This window comes from Pseudomonas fluvialis (genome assembly GCF_014207935.1).
Taxonomy (GTDB): Bacteria; Pseudomonadota; Gammaproteobacteria; order Pseudomonadales; family Pseudomonadaceae; genus Aquipseudomonas; species Aquipseudomonas fluvialis_A.
Genome location: NZ_JACHLL010000005.1, coordinates 137,531 through 151,749, shown reverse-complemented (window position 1 = coordinate 151,749; position 14,219 = coordinate 137,531). Strand labels below are relative to the sequence as shown.

The 14,219-nt window shown below is 61.4% G+C and carries 13 protein-coding genes; 12 read left to right on the top strand and 1 reads right to left on the bottom strand.

Annotated elements, in window-relative coordinates; all coding sequences use genetic code 11:
- Nucleotides 1-8 precede the first annotated feature (8 nt).
- The 9 genes from bioF (at nucleotide 9) to HNP49_RS14100 (ending at nucleotide 9,903) form a co-directional block, all read left to right on the top strand.
- Nucleotides 9-1,193, top strand: a complete 1,185-nt coding sequence (bioF, locus tag HNP49_RS14140) for an 8-amino-7-oxononanoate synthase (RefSeq protein WP_184684298.1) — start codon at nucleotides 9-11, stop codon at nucleotides 1,191-1,193.
- Complete coding sequence (locus tag HNP49_RS14135; RefSeq protein WP_184684296.1) at nucleotides 1,186-1,917, top strand: alpha/beta fold hydrolase; 732 nt, start codon at nucleotides 1,186-1,188, stop codon at nucleotides 1,915-1,917. The genes bioF and HNP49_RS14135 overlap by 8 nt, the downstream gene beginning before the upstream one ends.
- A complete protein-coding gene (bioC, locus tag HNP49_RS14130) occupies nucleotides 1,910-2,728 on the top strand; it encodes a malonyl-ACP O-methyltransferase BioC (protein WP_184684294.1) in 819 nt (272 codons plus the stop codon). Before HNP49_RS14135 ends, bioC begins: the two co-directional genes overlap by 8 nt.
- Nucleotides 2,729-2,730: 2 nt before the next feature.
- Complete coding sequence (gene bioD / locus HNP49_RS14125) at nucleotides 2,731-3,405, top strand: dethiobiotin synthase (protein WP_184684292.1); 675 nt, start codon at nucleotides 2,731-2,733, stop codon at nucleotides 3,403-3,405.
- Between the two features lie 111 nt (nucleotides 3,406-3,516).
- Nucleotides 3,517-3,774, top strand: coding sequence for a hypothetical protein (locus HNP49_RS14120; RefSeq protein WP_184684290.1), 258 nt, complete (start codon nucleotides 3,517-3,519; stop codon nucleotides 3,772-3,774).
- Nucleotides 3,775-3,816: 42 nt separating this feature from the next.
- The gene (locus tag HNP49_RS14115) at nucleotides 3,817-4,605 is read left to right on the top strand and encodes a putative metalloprotease CJM1_0395 family protein (RefSeq protein ID WP_184684288.1); all 789 of its coding nucleotides are present in this window, start codon (nucleotides 3,817-3,819) and stop codon (nucleotides 4,603-4,605) included.
- A 158-nt stretch (nucleotides 4,606-4,763) separates the two neighbouring features.
- Entirely contained in the window at nucleotides 4,764-6,569 is a 1,806-nt protein-coding gene (locus tag HNP49_RS14110; protein ID WP_184684286.1) for a phenylacyl-CoA dehydrogenase, read from the top strand.
- Between the two features lie 144 nt (nucleotides 6,570-6,713).
- Nucleotides 6,714-8,006 carry a diguanylate cyclase gene (locus tag HNP49_RS14105; protein ID WP_184684284.1) on the top strand — a complete coding sequence of 431 codons (1,293 nt, stop codon included), beginning with the start codon at nucleotides 6,714-6,716 and terminating at the stop codon, nucleotides 8,004-8,006.
- Between the two features lie 118 nt (nucleotides 8,007-8,124).
- Nucleotides 8,125-9,903: an acyl-CoA dehydrogenase C-terminal domain-containing protein gene (locus HNP49_RS14100; RefSeq protein WP_184684282.1), complete on the top strand. Its 1,779-nt coding sequence runs from the start codon at nucleotides 8,125-8,127 to the stop codon at nucleotides 9,901-9,903.
- Nucleotides 9,904-9,991: 88 nt separating this feature from the next.
- Here HNP49_RS14100 and HNP49_RS14095 read toward each other — a convergent pair whose 3' ends face one another.
- A complete protein-coding gene (locus tag HNP49_RS14095; RefSeq protein ID WP_184684280.1) occupies nucleotides 9,992-10,657 on the bottom strand; it encodes an endonuclease I family protein in 666 nt (221 codons plus the stop codon).
- 638 nt (nucleotides 10,658-11,295) lie between these two features.
- On the opposite strand from HNP49_RS14095, the gene HNP49_RS14090 reads away from it, so the two are divergent.
- The 3 genes from HNP49_RS14090 to HNP49_RS14080 all read left to right on the top strand — a co-directional run bounded on the left by HNP49_RS14090 (nucleotide 11,296) and on the right by HNP49_RS14080 (nucleotide 14,151).
- Nucleotides 11,296-12,705, top strand: coding sequence for an undecaprenyl-phosphate glucose phosphotransferase (locus HNP49_RS14090; RefSeq protein ID WP_184684278.1), 1,410 nt, complete (start codon nucleotides 11,296-11,298; stop codon nucleotides 12,703-12,705).
- Between the two features lie 154 nt (nucleotides 12,706-12,859).
- Complete coding sequence (locus HNP49_RS14085; protein ID WP_184684276.1) at nucleotides 12,860-13,534, top strand: hypothetical protein; 675 nt, start codon at nucleotides 12,860-12,862, stop codon at nucleotides 13,532-13,534.
- 38 nt (nucleotides 13,535-13,572) lie between these two features.
- On the top strand, nucleotides 13,573-14,151 hold the full coding sequence (locus tag HNP49_RS14080; RefSeq protein WP_184684274.1) for a hypothetical protein: 579 nt from the start codon (nucleotides 13,573-13,575) through the stop codon (nucleotides 14,149-14,151).
- The last annotated feature ends 68 nt before the right edge of the window (nucleotides 14,152-14,219 follow it).

Here is a 14,219-nt window from a genome sequence, read left to right as displayed (position 1 = left end):
GGCCGCCGATGGCCTTTGATCTCGCCACGCGCCTGGCCGAGCGTCGTGCCGCCCACCTGTTCCGCCAGCGCCCGCTGCTGGAGGGGCCGCAGGGCCCCGAGGTGCGCGTCGATGGCCAGTCGCTGCTGGCCTTCTGCTCCAATGACTACCTGGGCCTGGCCAACCACCCCGAGGTGATCGCCGCCCTGCGCGCCGGCGCCGAGAAATGGGGCGTCGGTGGCGGCGCCTCGCACCTGGTGATCGGCCACAGCACGCCGCACCACGAGCTGGAAGAAACGCTGGCCGAATTCACCGGGCGTCCGCGGGCGCTGCTGTTCTCCACCGGCTACATGGCCAATCTGGCCGCCGTCACCGCCCTGGTCGGGCAGGGTGATACGGTGCTGGAAGACCGCCTCAATCATGCGTCCCTGCTGGATGCGGGCCTGCTGTCCGGAGCGCGCTTCTCCCGTTATCTGCACAATGACGCGGCCAGCCTGGCCAACCGACTGGAAAAGGCCACGGGCAACACCCTGGTGGTCACCGATGGCGTGTTCAGCATGGACGGCGACCTCGCCGACCTGCCGGCGCTGTGTGCCGAGGCGCGCCGCAACAAGGCCTGGATGATGGTCGATGATGCCCACGGCTTCGGACCGCTGGGCGCCACGGGCGGCGGCATTGTCGAGCATTTCGGTCTGGGCCTGGATGATGTGCCGGTGCTGGTCGGCACCCTGGGCAAGGCCTTCGGCACCGCCGGTGCCTTTGTCGCCGGCAGCGAGGAGCTGATCGAGACGCTGATCCAGTTCGCCCGTCCCTACATCTACACCACCAGCCAGCCGCCAGCGGTGGCCTGCGCCACCCTCAAGAGCCTTGAGCTGCTGCAGAGTGAAGGCTGGCGGCGTGACCACCTGAACACGCTGATCGCACGTTTCCGTCAGGGCGCGGCCGAGATCGGTCTGACCCTGATGGACAGCCCGACGCCGATCCAGCCGATTCTGGTCGGTGACAGTGAGCGGGCCATGCAGTTGTCGGCCATGCTCAAGGCGCGCGGTCTGCTGGTGGGTGCCATTCGCCCACCGACCGTGCCGGCCGGCAGCGGCCGTCTGCGCGTGACGCTCTCCGCCGCGCACAGCGAGGCGCAGCTGGAGCGACTGCTGCAGGCGCTGGCGGAATGCTGGCCGCTGCTGGCGAACCCCGAGGAGGGTGCCGATGCGTAACAAGCTGATTCTGCTGCCGGGCTGGGGGCTTGGGAGTCTGCCGCTGGAAGTGCTGGCCGAGGCCTTGCGCCGGCTGGACGAGCATCTGCTGGTGGAGATCGAGCCGCTACCGGACCTAGACAGTGGTGACAGTCGCGAGTGGCTGCTGGAGCTGGACGAGCGCTTGCCGCCCTATACCTGGCTCGGCGGCTGGTCGCTGGGCGGCATGCTCGCCAGCGAGCTGGCGGCGCTGCGCGGCGAGCGTTGCTGCGGCCTGCTCACCCTGGCCAGCAACCCTTGTTTTGTGGCGCATGACGAATGGCCGCATGGCATGCCGGAGGCCACTTTCAATGCGTTCTATCAGGGCTGCGAGGAAAATCCTGCCGCGACGCTGAAACGCTTCAGCCTGCTCTGCAGTCAGGGCGCCGCCGATCCGCGTGCTCTGGCCCGCCAGCTGAATATGGCTGCGCCGCATGCCAGTGCCGAGCAGCTGCTCGCCGGCCTGCAGGTATTGGCCAGCTTCGACAGCCGGGATGCCATCCAGCGTTATGCCGGGCCGCAGCTGCACCTGCTTGCCGGTGGCGATGCGCTGGTGCCGGCCGAGGTGGCCGAGGCGCTGCTGACGCTGCAGCCGGATATCGAAGTGGGCCTGCTGGAGGAGGGCAGTCATGCCTTCCCGCTGGAACGGCCACATGAGGTGGCAGCGGCCATCGATGCCTTCCTCACCGAGGTGCGCGATGACTGATGCGCTGCGCTCTGCCGAGGACGGTCAGGATGGGCTGCCGGACAAGCGTCAGGTGGCGGCGTCCTTTTCCCGGGCGGCGGCCAGCTACGATGCCGTGGCCGAGCTGCAACGTACTGTGGGTCAGCAGCTGCTGAGTGCGCTGCCGGCCGATTACCAGGCGCAGCAGTGGCTCGACCTGGGCTGCGGCACCGGCTATTTCAGTCGCGAGCTGGCGCAGCGCTTCCCGGCAGCCCAGGGTGTGGCGCTGGATATCGCCGAGGGCATGCTGCGGCATGCTCGTCCGCTGGGCGGCGCTCAGCTGTTTGTCGCTGGCGATGCCGAGCAGTTGCCGCTTCGGAGCGGCAGTCAGCAACTGATCTTCTCCAGCCTGGCGTTGCAGTGGTGTGGCGATTTCTCCTCGGTGCTGCGCGAGGCCCGGCGGGTACTGCAGCCCGGCGGGATGCTGGCTTTCAGCAGTCTGTGCGTAGGTACCCTGCAGGAGCTGCGTGACAGCTGGCAGGCGGTCGATGGCTTTGTCCACGTCAATCGCTTCCGCCGTTTCAGCGACTATCAGCATCTGTGCGCGGCCAGTGGTCTGAAAGTCCAGGGCCTGCAACGCCGGGCCGAGGTCCTGCATTTTGCCGACCTGCGCGAGCTGACCCGCTCGCTCAAGGACATCGGCGCACACAATCTCAATCCGGGGCGCCCGGACGGCCTGACAGGGCGGGCGCGGATTCGTGCGCTGGTCGAGGCCTACGAACAGTTTCGTCAACCTGAAGGGCTGCCGGCGACCTATCAGGTGGTCTACGGCATTTTGCGCAAGGACGCCTGACCGTGAAGCGAGCATTCTTCGTCACCGGCACCGATACCGAGATCGGCAAAACCACCATCGCCGCCGGCCTGCTGCATGCCGCGCGCCTGGCGGGGCTCTCGACCGCCGCGGCCAAACCGGTGGCGTCGGGGTGTGAGCTGACCGAAGCGGGCTTGCGCAATGGTGATGCGCTGGCCCTGCTGGGTGAGTGCTCATTGCCGTTGCGCTATGAACAGGTCAACCCGCTGGCCTTCGAGCCGGCCATTGCCCCGCATCTGGCTGCTCGCGAGTCGGGCGTCGAACTGACGGTGGCCGCCCTGGCCGAACCGGTACGGGCGGTGCTTGCGCTGGGGGCTGACTTCACCCTGGTCGAGGGTGCCGGTGGCTGGCGGGTGCCGCTGGCCGGTGAGCAGAGCTTGTCCGATCTGGCGATTGCCTTGCAGCTGCCGGTGATTCTGGTGGTCGGTGTGCGTCTGGGCTGCATCAATCACGCCCTGCTCAGCGCCGAGGCGATCCTGCGTGACGGTTTACCGCTGGTTGGCTGGGTCGCCAATCTAGTCGATCCGAACGCCTCTCGGCTGGAGGATAACCTGGCGACACTCCGTGAGCGCCTACCGGCGCCTTGCCTGGGGTTTGTGCCTCATCTGCCTGTCGCGACGCCGGCAGCCGTGGCTCCCTATCTGCAACTGCACTGCTAGTGCGTGAAGCACTATGAGTCGCGTTGCTCATAACTAACTGCCTGTACAAAAAATGACCATGATCTGCTTGAATACTTACAGAGTCATTTTCTGTTTTTGGAGTGTGCGGACATGCAAATTCCACCGAGTGCCTTCAGTTCCGGCCTGAGTGCGGTGCAGGGCGGCATGAATCGTGTGGCCGAGGCGGGTAGCGATATCGCTCGCAACAGTCTGCCGGCTCGTGACAGCCAGGCGGCGCCGCCGGCAGAGCCTGATCTGGCCACCAGTCTGGTTGAGCTGAAAGTGGGCGAGCGCGAAGCCGCCGCCGGTGCGCGTGTCATCGAAACAGCTGATCAGGTTCTGGGTACGTTGGTCGATATCCGCGCCTGAGCGCGCGTGTAGTTCTCTCACTACGAACGACAGGAGGCGAGCATGCAAATCGGCAGCGCGGCTTACCTGTCTTCGTATATGCCGAGTAGCACCAGTCTGCCGGCCCGGCCGGTGTCGGCTGATTCCTCCCCCGATCTGGCACGGGCCACCCAGGCGCCGGTCACCCCGGTGCAGTCTCTGGACGCGCCGGGTGATGCGCGCACGCAAAGCCCTGCCGAGCAAGCGCAAAGCCTGCCTGAGCAGGATGCTGAGAGCCCGCGCGAGCAGGCGAGCGATAAAGACGCTTCGGTCAGTCAGCGTCAGCGTGAAGAGCAGGAAAGCCGGCAGATTCAGAACCTCGCGGCGCGTGATCGGGAAGTGCGCAACCATGAGCAGGCGCATGCCTCGGTGGGTGGTCGCTATGCCGGGCCGCCGGCTTTCACCTATACCCGCGGGCCGAATGGTCAGTCTTATGCCACGAGTGGCGAGGTGAGCATCGACGTCAGTCCGATCCCCAATAATCCCGAAGCCACCCTGCGCAAGATGGAGCTGGTGCAGCGGGCGGCGCTGGCACCGGCCGAACCTTCGGCGCAGGACCTGCGTGTTGCCGCGCAGGCACAGGTGCTGGCGGCCCAGGCGCGAGCTGAGTTGGGCCAGCTGCAGCGTGAGCAGCTGGCGGCCGAACAGGCGGCGCGCAGTGAGGAGCGCCAGCAGGCCGAGGAGGAAGAGGAGGCCAATGAGGAAAAGCCGGAAAAGACCGAGCAGAGCCTGCCGCCAGCGCCTAGTCTTGAACTTTACCGCCGTCTGGCGGCCCTGCAGGAGCCGGCTGAAAACCTCGATATTGAGGTGTGAATCAGCCCCTTCTGGGTGCTTGACAAGGGTTGGGCGTAAACGTATGTTTCAAACGCCCGTTTGATCTGCGGCGTTCTTGTGTGCCCGCAGACCCGGATAACCAGTACTGACCGAATAACCGGTCACTCACTTTGGATCTACCGCAGAGGTTTACTGCTATGCCTGATTACAAGGCCCCCTTGCGTGATATTCGCTTCGTACGTGACGAGCTGCTCGGCTATGAAGCGCACTATCAGAGCCTGCCGGCTTGCCAAGACGCCACTCCGGACATGGTCAATGCCATCCTGGAAGAAGGCGCCAAGTTCTGTGAGCAAGTGATTGCTCCGCTGAACCGTGTGGGTGACATCGAAGGCTGCACCTGGTCTCCGGAAGGCGTGAAAACCCCGACTGGCTTCAAGGAAGCCTACGACCAGTATGTTGAAGGCGGCTGGCCTAGTCTGGCGCACGACGTTGCCCATGGTGGTCAGGGTCTGCCGGAGTCCCTCGGCCTGGTGCTGAGCGAGATGGTTGGCGAGGCCAACTGGTCCTGGGGCATGTACCCGGGCCTGTCGCACGGCGCCATGAACACCATCGCCGAGCACGGTACCGATGAGCAGAAGCACACCTACCTGACCAAGCTGGTCTCCGGTGAGTGGACCGGCACCATGTGCCTGACCGAGCCGCATTGCGGCACCGACCTGGGCATGCTGCGCACCAAGGCCGAGCCGCAGGCTGACGGTTCCTACAAGGTGTCCGGCACCAAGATCTTCATCTCCGCTGGTGAGCACGACATGTCGGGCAACATTGTCCACATCGTGCTGGCCCGCCTGCCCGACGCCCCGCAGGGCACCAAGGGTATTTCCCTGTTCATCGTGCCGAAGTTCAACGTCAATGCCGATGGCAGCGTTGGTTCGCGCAATGCCGTTTCCTGTGGCTCTCTGGAACACAAGATGGGCATCCACGGCAACGCTACCTGCGTGATGAACTTCGACGGCGCCACCGGTTACCTGATCGGCCCGGCGAACAAGGGCCTGAACTGCATGTTCACCTTCATGAACACTGCTCGCCTGGGTACTGCTCTGCAAGGTCTGGCTCATGCCGAGATCGGCTTCCAGGGCGGCATCAAGTACGCCCGTGAGCGTCTGCAGATGCGTGCTCTGACTGGCCCGAAAGCGCCGGACAAAGCTGCTGACCCGATCATCGTCCACCCGGACGTGCGTCGCATGCTGCTGACCATGAAGGCCTTCGCCGAAGGTAACCGCGCGATGGTGTACTTCACTGCCAAGCAGGTCGACATCGTCAAGTACAGCCAGAACGAAGAAGAGAAGAAAGCCGCCGACTCCATGCTGGCCTTCTTGACTCCGATCGCCAAGGCGTTCATGACCGAAGTTGGTTTCGAAGCGGCCAACCATGGCGTGCAGATCTATGGCGGCCACGGCTTCATCGCCGAGTGGGGCATGGAACAGAACGTGCGTGACAGCCGTATCTCCTGCCTGTACGAAGGTACTACTGGTGTTCAGGCGCTCGACCTGCTGGGTCGTAAAGTGCTGATGACCCAGGGCGAAGCGCTGAAGGGCTTCACCAAGATCGTGCACAAGTTCTGCCAGACCAACGAAGCCAACGAAGCCATCAAAGGCCTGGTTGCACCGCTGGCCCAGCTGAACAAGGAGTGGGGCGACCTGACCATGAAAGTGGGCATGGCTGCCATGAAGGACCGCGAAGAAGTCGGTGCCGCCTCGGTGGATTACTTGATGTACTCCGGTTACGTCTGTCTGGCCTACTTCTGGGCTGACATGGCTCGCCTGGCTGCCGAGAAGATCGCTGCCGGCACTGAGGACGAGGCTTTCTACAAGGCCAAGCTGCAGACCGCGCGCTTCTACTTCGAGCGCATCCTGCCGCGTACCCGTACCCACGTTGCTGCCATGCTGTCCGGCGCCAGCAACCTGATGGATATGGCTGAAGAAGACTTCGCTCTGGGCTACTAAGCAGTAGCTGCGTCAGAAGTCAGAAAACGCCCACCATTCGGTGGGCGTTTTCATTTGTGCGACGGACCGCCGTTTTGCCCGATGTGTTGTGGCCTGGCTGCAGGCACAATGCGGGCAGTTGATCGCATTCGTCGTGGAGTCGCCGTGTTCCGTCTTGCCGATGTTCGTCCCGCGCATTTTCTGCCCAGCCTGTTGCTGCTGGCGGGTGGCGTTGCGGCCAGCTTGCTGGGTTCGTTGACGGAATTCTTCGCTTCGCTATTCAACGTGCTACCGACCCTGTTGCTGTTGCTGGCTGGCACCTACTGCCTGGCTTATGAACGGCAACGACAGACCTTTCTGCTGGTGGTGGTCTATCTGGCCTACTACTTCCTCGACAATCAGGTCGATTTCTTTCGCGCCAATGGCCGGGTCCAGGCCGATACTGCGCTGACGTTTCACCTCTGCAGTTTGCTGCTGCCACTGTTGTATGGCGGCTATGCCTTGTGGCAAGAGCGAGCGTCGCTGAGTCAGGAGCTGTTGGCGCGCAGCGCCTTGCTGATTGCGGTGGCTGCGGTGGCCCTGGCCCTGGCGCGGCGTTATCCCGATGAACTGCTGGTGTGGTTGGCGCAGGTCCGCTGGCCGTTGTTGCAGGATGCTGGCCTGGGGTTGATCCAGCTGGCCTATCCGGTCTTCGCGTTGGCTCTGATTGGTCTGCTGGTACAGTATCTGCGCCAGCCCAGACCGCTGCATGCGGCCCAATTGCTCGGTGCGGCTGCGCTGCTGTGGATGTTGCCCAAGGTCTTTCTGCTGCCCCATGCCCTGCATGCGATGACAAGCATGGTCATGCTCAGTCTGGCGGTGGCAGTGGCGCATGAGGCTTACGAGATGGCCTTCCGTGATGAGCTCACTGGGCTGCCGGGGCGGCGCGCACTGAACGAGCGCCTGCAGCGCCTGCCGCGCCAGTATGTGCTGGCGATGACCGATGTCGATCATTTCAAGAAGTTCAATGACACCCATGGCCATGACGTCGGCGACGAGGTGCTCAAGCTCGTGGCCAGTCGTTTGCGCAAGGTCACCGGTGGCGGCAAGGCTTATCGCTATGGAGGGGAGGAGTTCACCGTGGTGTTCCCCGGCAAGACGGTCGAGGAATGCCTGCCGCACCTTGAGGCCTTACGTCTGGCGGTCGAGCATTACCCGCTGCAGCTGCGCGACAAGCACTCGCGGCCGGGTGATGCCCGTGAGGGCAAGCAGCGTCGTGCCGGTGGCAAGAGCAGCAGCGTGTCGGTGACCATGAGCATTGGTGTGGCGGAGCGACAGTTGGAGCAGCGCCAGCCGGAAGAGGTGATCAAGTGTGCCGATCTGGCGCTCTATGCGGCCAAGCAGGCGGGTCGCAATCGGGTCATGGCGCATGGTCAGAATCGCCGCGGCGCGCAGCGCCTGGAAACGGCTGGTGCGTGACTATTGTTTTTGAAATAGTCACGCAGTGACTCTATGTCTCGTTAAAGTTGTTCAGCTACAATGCCGCTTCTTGAAAACCGGCCATTCCGGCCGCCCCTTGAGTTGCGTGAGGTTTCCCATGGCTGATTACAAAGCGCCCCTGCGCGATATGCGCTTCGTCCTCAATGAAGTCTTCGAAGTATCCAAGCTCTGGGCCCAGTTGCCTGGTCTGGCCGAAGTGGTTGATGAAGACACTGCAGCAGCCATTCTGGAAGAAGCTGGCAAGGTGACTGCCGGCACCATCGCTCCGCTGAACCGCAGTGGCGACGAAGAAGGCTGTTCCTGGGCCGATGGCGCAGTGAAAACCCCGGCCGGTTTCCCGCAGGCCTACCAGACCTACGCTGATGGCGGCTGGGTGGGTGTGGGCGGTTCGCCTGAGTTCGGCGGCATGGGCATGCCGAAAGTGATTGGCGCCCAGGTCGAGGAGATGGTCAACTCGGCCAACCTATCCTTCGGGCTGTACCCGATGCTGACTGCCGGCGCCTGCCTGTCGATCCTTAACCATGCCAGCGAAGAGCTGAAGAACCAGTATCTGCCGAACATGTACGCCGGCGTATGGGCCGGTTCCATGTGCCTGACCGAGCCGCATGCCGGCACCGACCTGGGCATCATCCGTACCAAGGCCGAGCCTCAGGCTGACGGCAGCTACAAAATCACAGGTACCAAGATCTTCATCACCGGCGGTGAGCACGACCTGACCGAGAACATCATCCACTTGGTGCTGGCCAAGCTGCCGGATGCCCCGGCTGGCCCGAAAGGCATTTCGCTGTTCATCGTGCCGAAGGTGATGGTCAATGCCGACGGCTCCTTGGGCGCGAAGAACAGCCTGGGCTGCGGCTCGATCGAGCACAAGATGGGCATCAAGGCCTCGGCCACCTGCGTCATGAACTTCGACGGCGCCACCGGCTACCTGGTCGGCGAAGTGAACAAGGGCCTCAATGCCATGTTCACCATGATGAACTACGAGCGTCTGGGTGTCGGTATCCAGGGTCTGGCACTGGGCGAGCGTTCGTACCAGAGCGCCATCGAGTACGCCCGTGATCGTATCCAGAGCCGTGCGCCGACCGGCCCGGTTGCCAAGGACAAGGCCGCTGACCCGATCATCGTGCATCCGGACGTGCGTCGCATGCTGCTGACCATGAAGGCGCTGAACGAAGGCGGTCGTGCCTTCTCCAGCTACGTCGCCATGCAGCTGGACACCGCCAAGTACAGTGAAGACGCCAGCGTGGCCAAGCGCGCCGAGGAGCTGGTTGCCCTATTGACGCCGGTAGCCAAGGCTTTCCTCACTGACATGGGGCTGGAAACCACCGTGCACGGCCAGCAGATCTTCGGCGGCCACGGCTTCATCCGCGAGTGGGGTCAGGAGCAACTGATCCGCGACTGCCGCATCACCCAGATCTACGAAGGCACCAACGGCATCCAGTCTCTGGACCTGATGGGGCGCAAGATTGTTGGTAGCGGCGGCAGCTTCTATAAACACTTCGCCGACGAGATCAAGGCGTTCATCGGTAGTGCCGATGCCGGTCTGGCCGAGTTCGTCGAGCCGTTGAAGGCTGCTGTGGCCAATCTGGACGAGCTGACTGCCTGGGTTATCGAGCGCGCCAAGGCCAACCCGAATGAAATCGGTGCCGCCTCGGTCGAGTACCTGCAGGTCTTCGGCTACACCGCCTATGCCTACATGTGGGCACTCATGGCCCGTGCCGCCCTGGCCAAGCAGAATCAGGACGAGTTCTACGTGAGCAAGCTGGGCACCGCGCGCTTCTTCTTCGCTCGCCTGCTGCCGCGTATCCACTCGCTGAGTGCTTCGGTCAAGGCCGGCAGTGAATCGTTGTATCTGCTCGACGCTGCACAGTTCTGATGGCCATTGCCTGCCGGATTACGGCAGGCATTCAGCCTGAACACGAAAAAGCCCCGCTTAGGCGGGGCTTTTTCGTGTGGGTTTGAACTCAGTTGCTGATCTGCTGGTCGACCAGCTCCGGATTGTCGATGAAGCGATTGCGCGTGCCTTGCAGTTCGGCGATACGATCATTGCGGGCTTTCTCTTCGGCGTCCGGTGGGTCCATCTGATGCCATTGCTTGAACATCTGCACCTGGCCTGGAATCGGCAGGTCGTATTCCACATGCATGTAGAAAAGTGCGCGAGCGACATTGCCCTTGGCCTCGTTGCGCGGTTCAACCAGCTGGAAGCTGGCCTTCAGATCGCAGTCGATATCGCCAAACTTGCTCGGCACGGCGTCGCCGAGGGCGCCGAACAGGGAGTTGCGGCGCGCCAGCTCGACACGAGCCAGCTCTGGATAGAGGTTGTGCAGGTCGGCCAGCATGAACGGGTACTGGCTGTTTTTCTCCGCACATTGCTTGTCGGTGATGCAGCGCAGGCTGCTCTTGATCTGCTTGGTCGGGTAGACCGGACTGGCGACGAACTGGCCGCCTTCGCTATTGAAGGTTTTACCGCAGTACAGCGAGGTGCCGCCTGCGCTGTACAGCTGTGGCCAGAATATCTGCTCGATGGCGGCTTTCGGGTCGGACAGCTTGTTTTGGCCGCCGGCGTTGGCAATGGCGACAGAGGTGGCGGAGAGCGCCAGGGAATAGAGGGCAATGGCAACGACGCGCATGCTGTGACCCCATGGCCTTGATATGGCCTGTTGTTTTTGTAGGACAATGCTGAGTCTAACAAGCACTGCGTCACAAAAAAACCAGCTTGCGGGTATTCATTGGCTGCACTAATGGCGGGTTATCAGTGGCCCATCGGTAAGCCATTGTAGGTAATGGCTTACAGGCTGTAGTGTCGTTCGCTGCTATGGCTCTGGCTGGTGCCTGGTTAAAGTGCTCACCATGGAAACCGCGCAGGAAGCGCTTCGCATAACACGGATACCATGGATACCCGCCAGGATGGCGGAGCTGGCAAGGAAGTCAGGACACACCTCTGCAAGGCCCCGCTTAGGCGGGGTTTTTCTTTTTCAGCAGTTTGTGCTGATTTTGTTCGAGGCCTTCCGGCTGGGGGAATGTGCTGTTTATCCCTGATTTTGCGTTTTGCTACTCGCAAAAGCTGCTGGCGCTGACGGCCTCCAGTAGTATGCGCAGCCACGTTCTCCTGTGCCTGTTGTGCAGGGGCGGGTGACTGCTTATCCGCAGGTTGGCGGGGCTTCAAGGGAGTGAGAAGGCAAATGGCTATAAATGCGCGGATATCGCGGCCCTGTATCGACATGGTGCTGTTCTGCTTGTTCCAGCATGCGAATGGGTGGAAGGCCGCATGACAATCCAGCTTGCTAGTCGTCGCTCGGTTCTGCAGCGCCGCAGTAGTACCTCCAACACGTTGCAGGCATGCCTGGATGGGCTTGCGGTGATTGGGGTGGCCTGGTGGCTGGTGCAGTGGCATATCGGTTATCTGGCGCCGGCTTATGTCATCCTGCTTTTGCTCCTCTTGGGTGCCTTGGCTGTGGTGTATGACTACTACGGCATTTATCGCAGCAATGCAGGCTTCACTCTCAAGGCTTTTCGCCTGTTCAAAGCGTGGAGTGCGACTTTTGCGTTTCTGCTGGTGATGGCTTTTCTCACTAAGCAGAGCGAGCAGTATTCGCGGCTGCTTGTTGGTCAGTTGTTCGTTTTGGGCTTTTTCGCGCAATTGATGCTGCATGCTCTTATGCGGCAAGTGCAGTTGCGACTGCAGAGCAATGTGCAAAATGAGAATGCGCTGATCATCGGTTCTGGCCGGTTAGCGGAGTTCCTGAATCGAAAAATCAGCGACAACCCATGGTTGGGACAGCAAGTGATTGGCTGCGTCTCGATCAAGGGCGTGGACGACTCCATCCCTCCTGGCAAGGGGTTGCGGCGGTTGGGTGTGCTCGGTGAGCTCGATCAGTTGCTGGAACAGCATGCCGTGCGCACGGTTTATTTCGTTACCCCGCTGGATGCCTCGGATGTGATCGAGGAGGTCTACTTCAAGCTGTTGGATCGGCATATTGCAGTGCATTGGGTGCCGGACATCTTTTCTCTGCGTCTGATCAATCACAGTGTGCGGGAAATTGCCGGCATTCCGGTGCTGACCCTGTCCGAGACTCCGCTGACCGGCATGCGGTTGCTGCTAAAGAATCTGGAGGACCGGCTGCTGGCCTGCGTGGCGTTATTGCTGGTATCTCCGTTGCTGTTATTGGTTGCGCTGGCCATTCGCCTGGATAGCGCGGGGCCGGTTTTCTTCCGGCAAGAGCGCATGGGCTGGAATGGCGAGATATTTCGCATCTGGAAGTTCCGCAGCATGGTCGTGCACGCTGCGGAGGATGGTGTGATCAGGCAGGCCCGGCGCAATGATCCGCGTGTGACCCGGGTCGGGGCTTTCATCCGGCGCACAAGCCTTGATGAGCTACCTCAGCTGTTCAATGTGCTGTGTGGCGACATGTCACTGGTTGGTCCGCGGCCGCATGCCATTCAGCACGATGAAGAGTACTCGCAGCGCATTACGGCCTATTTTGCTCGGCACAACATCAAGCCTGGTATGACTGGCCTGGCTCAGGTGCGAGGCTATCGGGGGGAGACGCGGGATATCGAGCAGATGATCCAGCGTGTCGAATCGGATATCGAGTACATCAACAATTGGTCGCTGTGGCTCGATTTCGTGATTCTGCTGAGAACGGTTTTCGCTTTAACCGGACGGCAGGCCTACTAAGAGTGGTGCCATAAGTTCGCCTGACGTTTTGTTGGCGCAATTGCGCTATCGAGGGATTTTTTCTCATTGAGCGACGTATTGTTGACATTGGCTCTGGCTTGTCGATACGCTTCTACCCAAATCAGGGAAGTTGCTTGAATGCAGGGAGCATCTCATGCGCATTGCATCAATCCTCAGGCTGGCGGCGGCGCTGGTCATCGGCGGCTTTTCGCTGGAAGGTGCGGCAGCAAGCCTGCAGTATCACTTCGAACGCATCAGCGATAACTCTCCAGAGCTTCTTGGCCAGCAATTGAGCCTTGAGGTCGAGGCGCTGCCAGGTGGCGCCCTGTTTACTTTCCGTAACGCTGTGGGCGTACGTTCCTCTATTACCGATATCTATTTCGATGATCGGCGGCGCAGGCTGTTCAGCGACATTATCTATCAGGCGGATTCGGGGGTTGGTGTGTCGTTCGACGGCCATGCCGCGCCGGTCAACTTGCCAGCAGGTCAGGCGGCGGGTTTTGTTGCCAGCTTCTCCGGGGATTCGAATAGCCGGAGCCTGGAGCAGGGTGTACTGACCGCTGGTGTGCCGAGTAATGGCGTGAACCGTTTGGGTGAATGGGTTTCTTTTCTCGGCTTCTGGGCTGGCGCCACTAATTTTGATGGCTTGTTGCAGGCTCTGGGACAGGGCGATTTTCGCGTTGGTTTGCATGTGCAGGGTATCGGCAGGGGGGGCGCTTCAGATTCGTACGTCAATCAACCAAGTGCCGTTCCTCTTCCGGCCGCAGCATGGTTGTTTGCTTCCGCGTTGTTCGGCTTTGTCTTGATGGCTAATCGCCGCAAGGTGTAGGTGGTTGGCGTGATGGATTTCTGGGTTAAGGAGGCGTTATGAATAAACTGCGTAAGTTGGCACTGGCTTGTGCGTTTAGCATCGTGGCGCCGGCCGCTTCGGCCGCGACTGTTTCCGGGCTGGATTTTGAATCGGGAGGCCTGGGGAGCTGGATCGGCAGTGGTACTGCCGTGCATGACCCGCTAATGGCTTATCAAGGCGACTGGTATGGGCAGCTCGAGGGAAATCAGGGGCTTTTCGGTACCGTCAGTCTGAGTGCGGGGCAGCGCTATGAGTTCATGTGGCGCTTTATTGCGGGTGATTACTTGCCCTACAACGACAGCGCTTTTGTTGTCACCGATGGTGGCTACAACCTGCTAGCCAGTGTCGCCAGCGTAGGTAACTTCGGCGATAGCGGCTGGCAGTATTTCAGTTGGGTGCCGGCGTCCAACTACAGCGGCCCTCTGTTTTTCGGAGTGAGTAATCTGCTGGACAACTCGTTGAACTCCAAGTTGCTGCTCGATGCAGCAGTGCCGTTGCCTGGTGCTGCATTGCTTTTCGGTAGTTCGCTGCTCGGAGCGTTTTTCTATCGGCGCCGCTCCTGGGCGCGTCACCATCGTCAGTCAGTGGCGGTTTGACCACCGTATATCCGTAAAAGGGGGGGATTCCCCCCCTTTTTTTGTTGGCCGAAAATCAGTAGCGGAGT

Coding starts and splice junctions, on each gene's coding strand:
- HNP49_RS14100 (WP_184684282.1), top strand. CDS start 8,125: ATGGCTGATTACAAAGCGCCCCTGCGCGATATGCGCTTCGTCCTCAAT.
- HNP49_RS14090 (WP_184684278.1), top strand. CDS start 11,296: ATGACAATCCAGCTTGCTAGTCGTCGCTCGGTTCTGCAGCGCCGCAGT.
- HNP49_RS14095 (WP_184684280.1), bottom strand. CDS start 10,657: ATGCGCGTCGTTGCCATTGCCCTCTATTCCCTGGCGCTCTCCGCCACC.
- HNP49_RS14135 (WP_184684296.1), top strand. CDS start 1,186: ATGCGTAACAAGCTGATTCTGCTGCCGGGCTGGGGGCTTGGGAGTCTG.
- HNP49_RS14115 (WP_184684288.1), top strand. CDS start 3,817: ATGCAAATCGGCAGCGCGGCTTACCTGTCTTCGTATATGCCGAGTAGC.
- bioC (WP_184684294.1), top strand. CDS start 1,910: ATGACTGATGCGCTGCGCTCTGCCGAGGACGGTCAGGATGGGCTGCCG.
- HNP49_RS14085 (WP_184684276.1), top strand. CDS start 12,860: ATGCGCATTGCATCAATCCTCAGGCTGGCGGCGGCGCTGGTCATCGGC.
- HNP49_RS14110 (WP_184684286.1), top strand. CDS start 4,764: ATGCCTGATTACAAGGCCCCCTTGCGTGATATTCGCTTCGTACGTGAC.
- HNP49_RS14120 (WP_184684290.1), top strand. CDS start 3,517: ATGCAAATTCCACCGAGTGCCTTCAGTTCCGGCCTGAGTGCGGTGCAG.
- HNP49_RS14080 (WP_184684274.1), top strand. CDS start 13,573: ATGAATAAACTGCGTAAGTTGGCACTGGCTTGTGCGTTTAGCATCGTG.
- bioF (WP_184684298.1), top strand. CDS start 9: ATGGCCTTTGATCTCGCCACGCGCCTGGCCGAGCGTCGTGCCGCCCAC.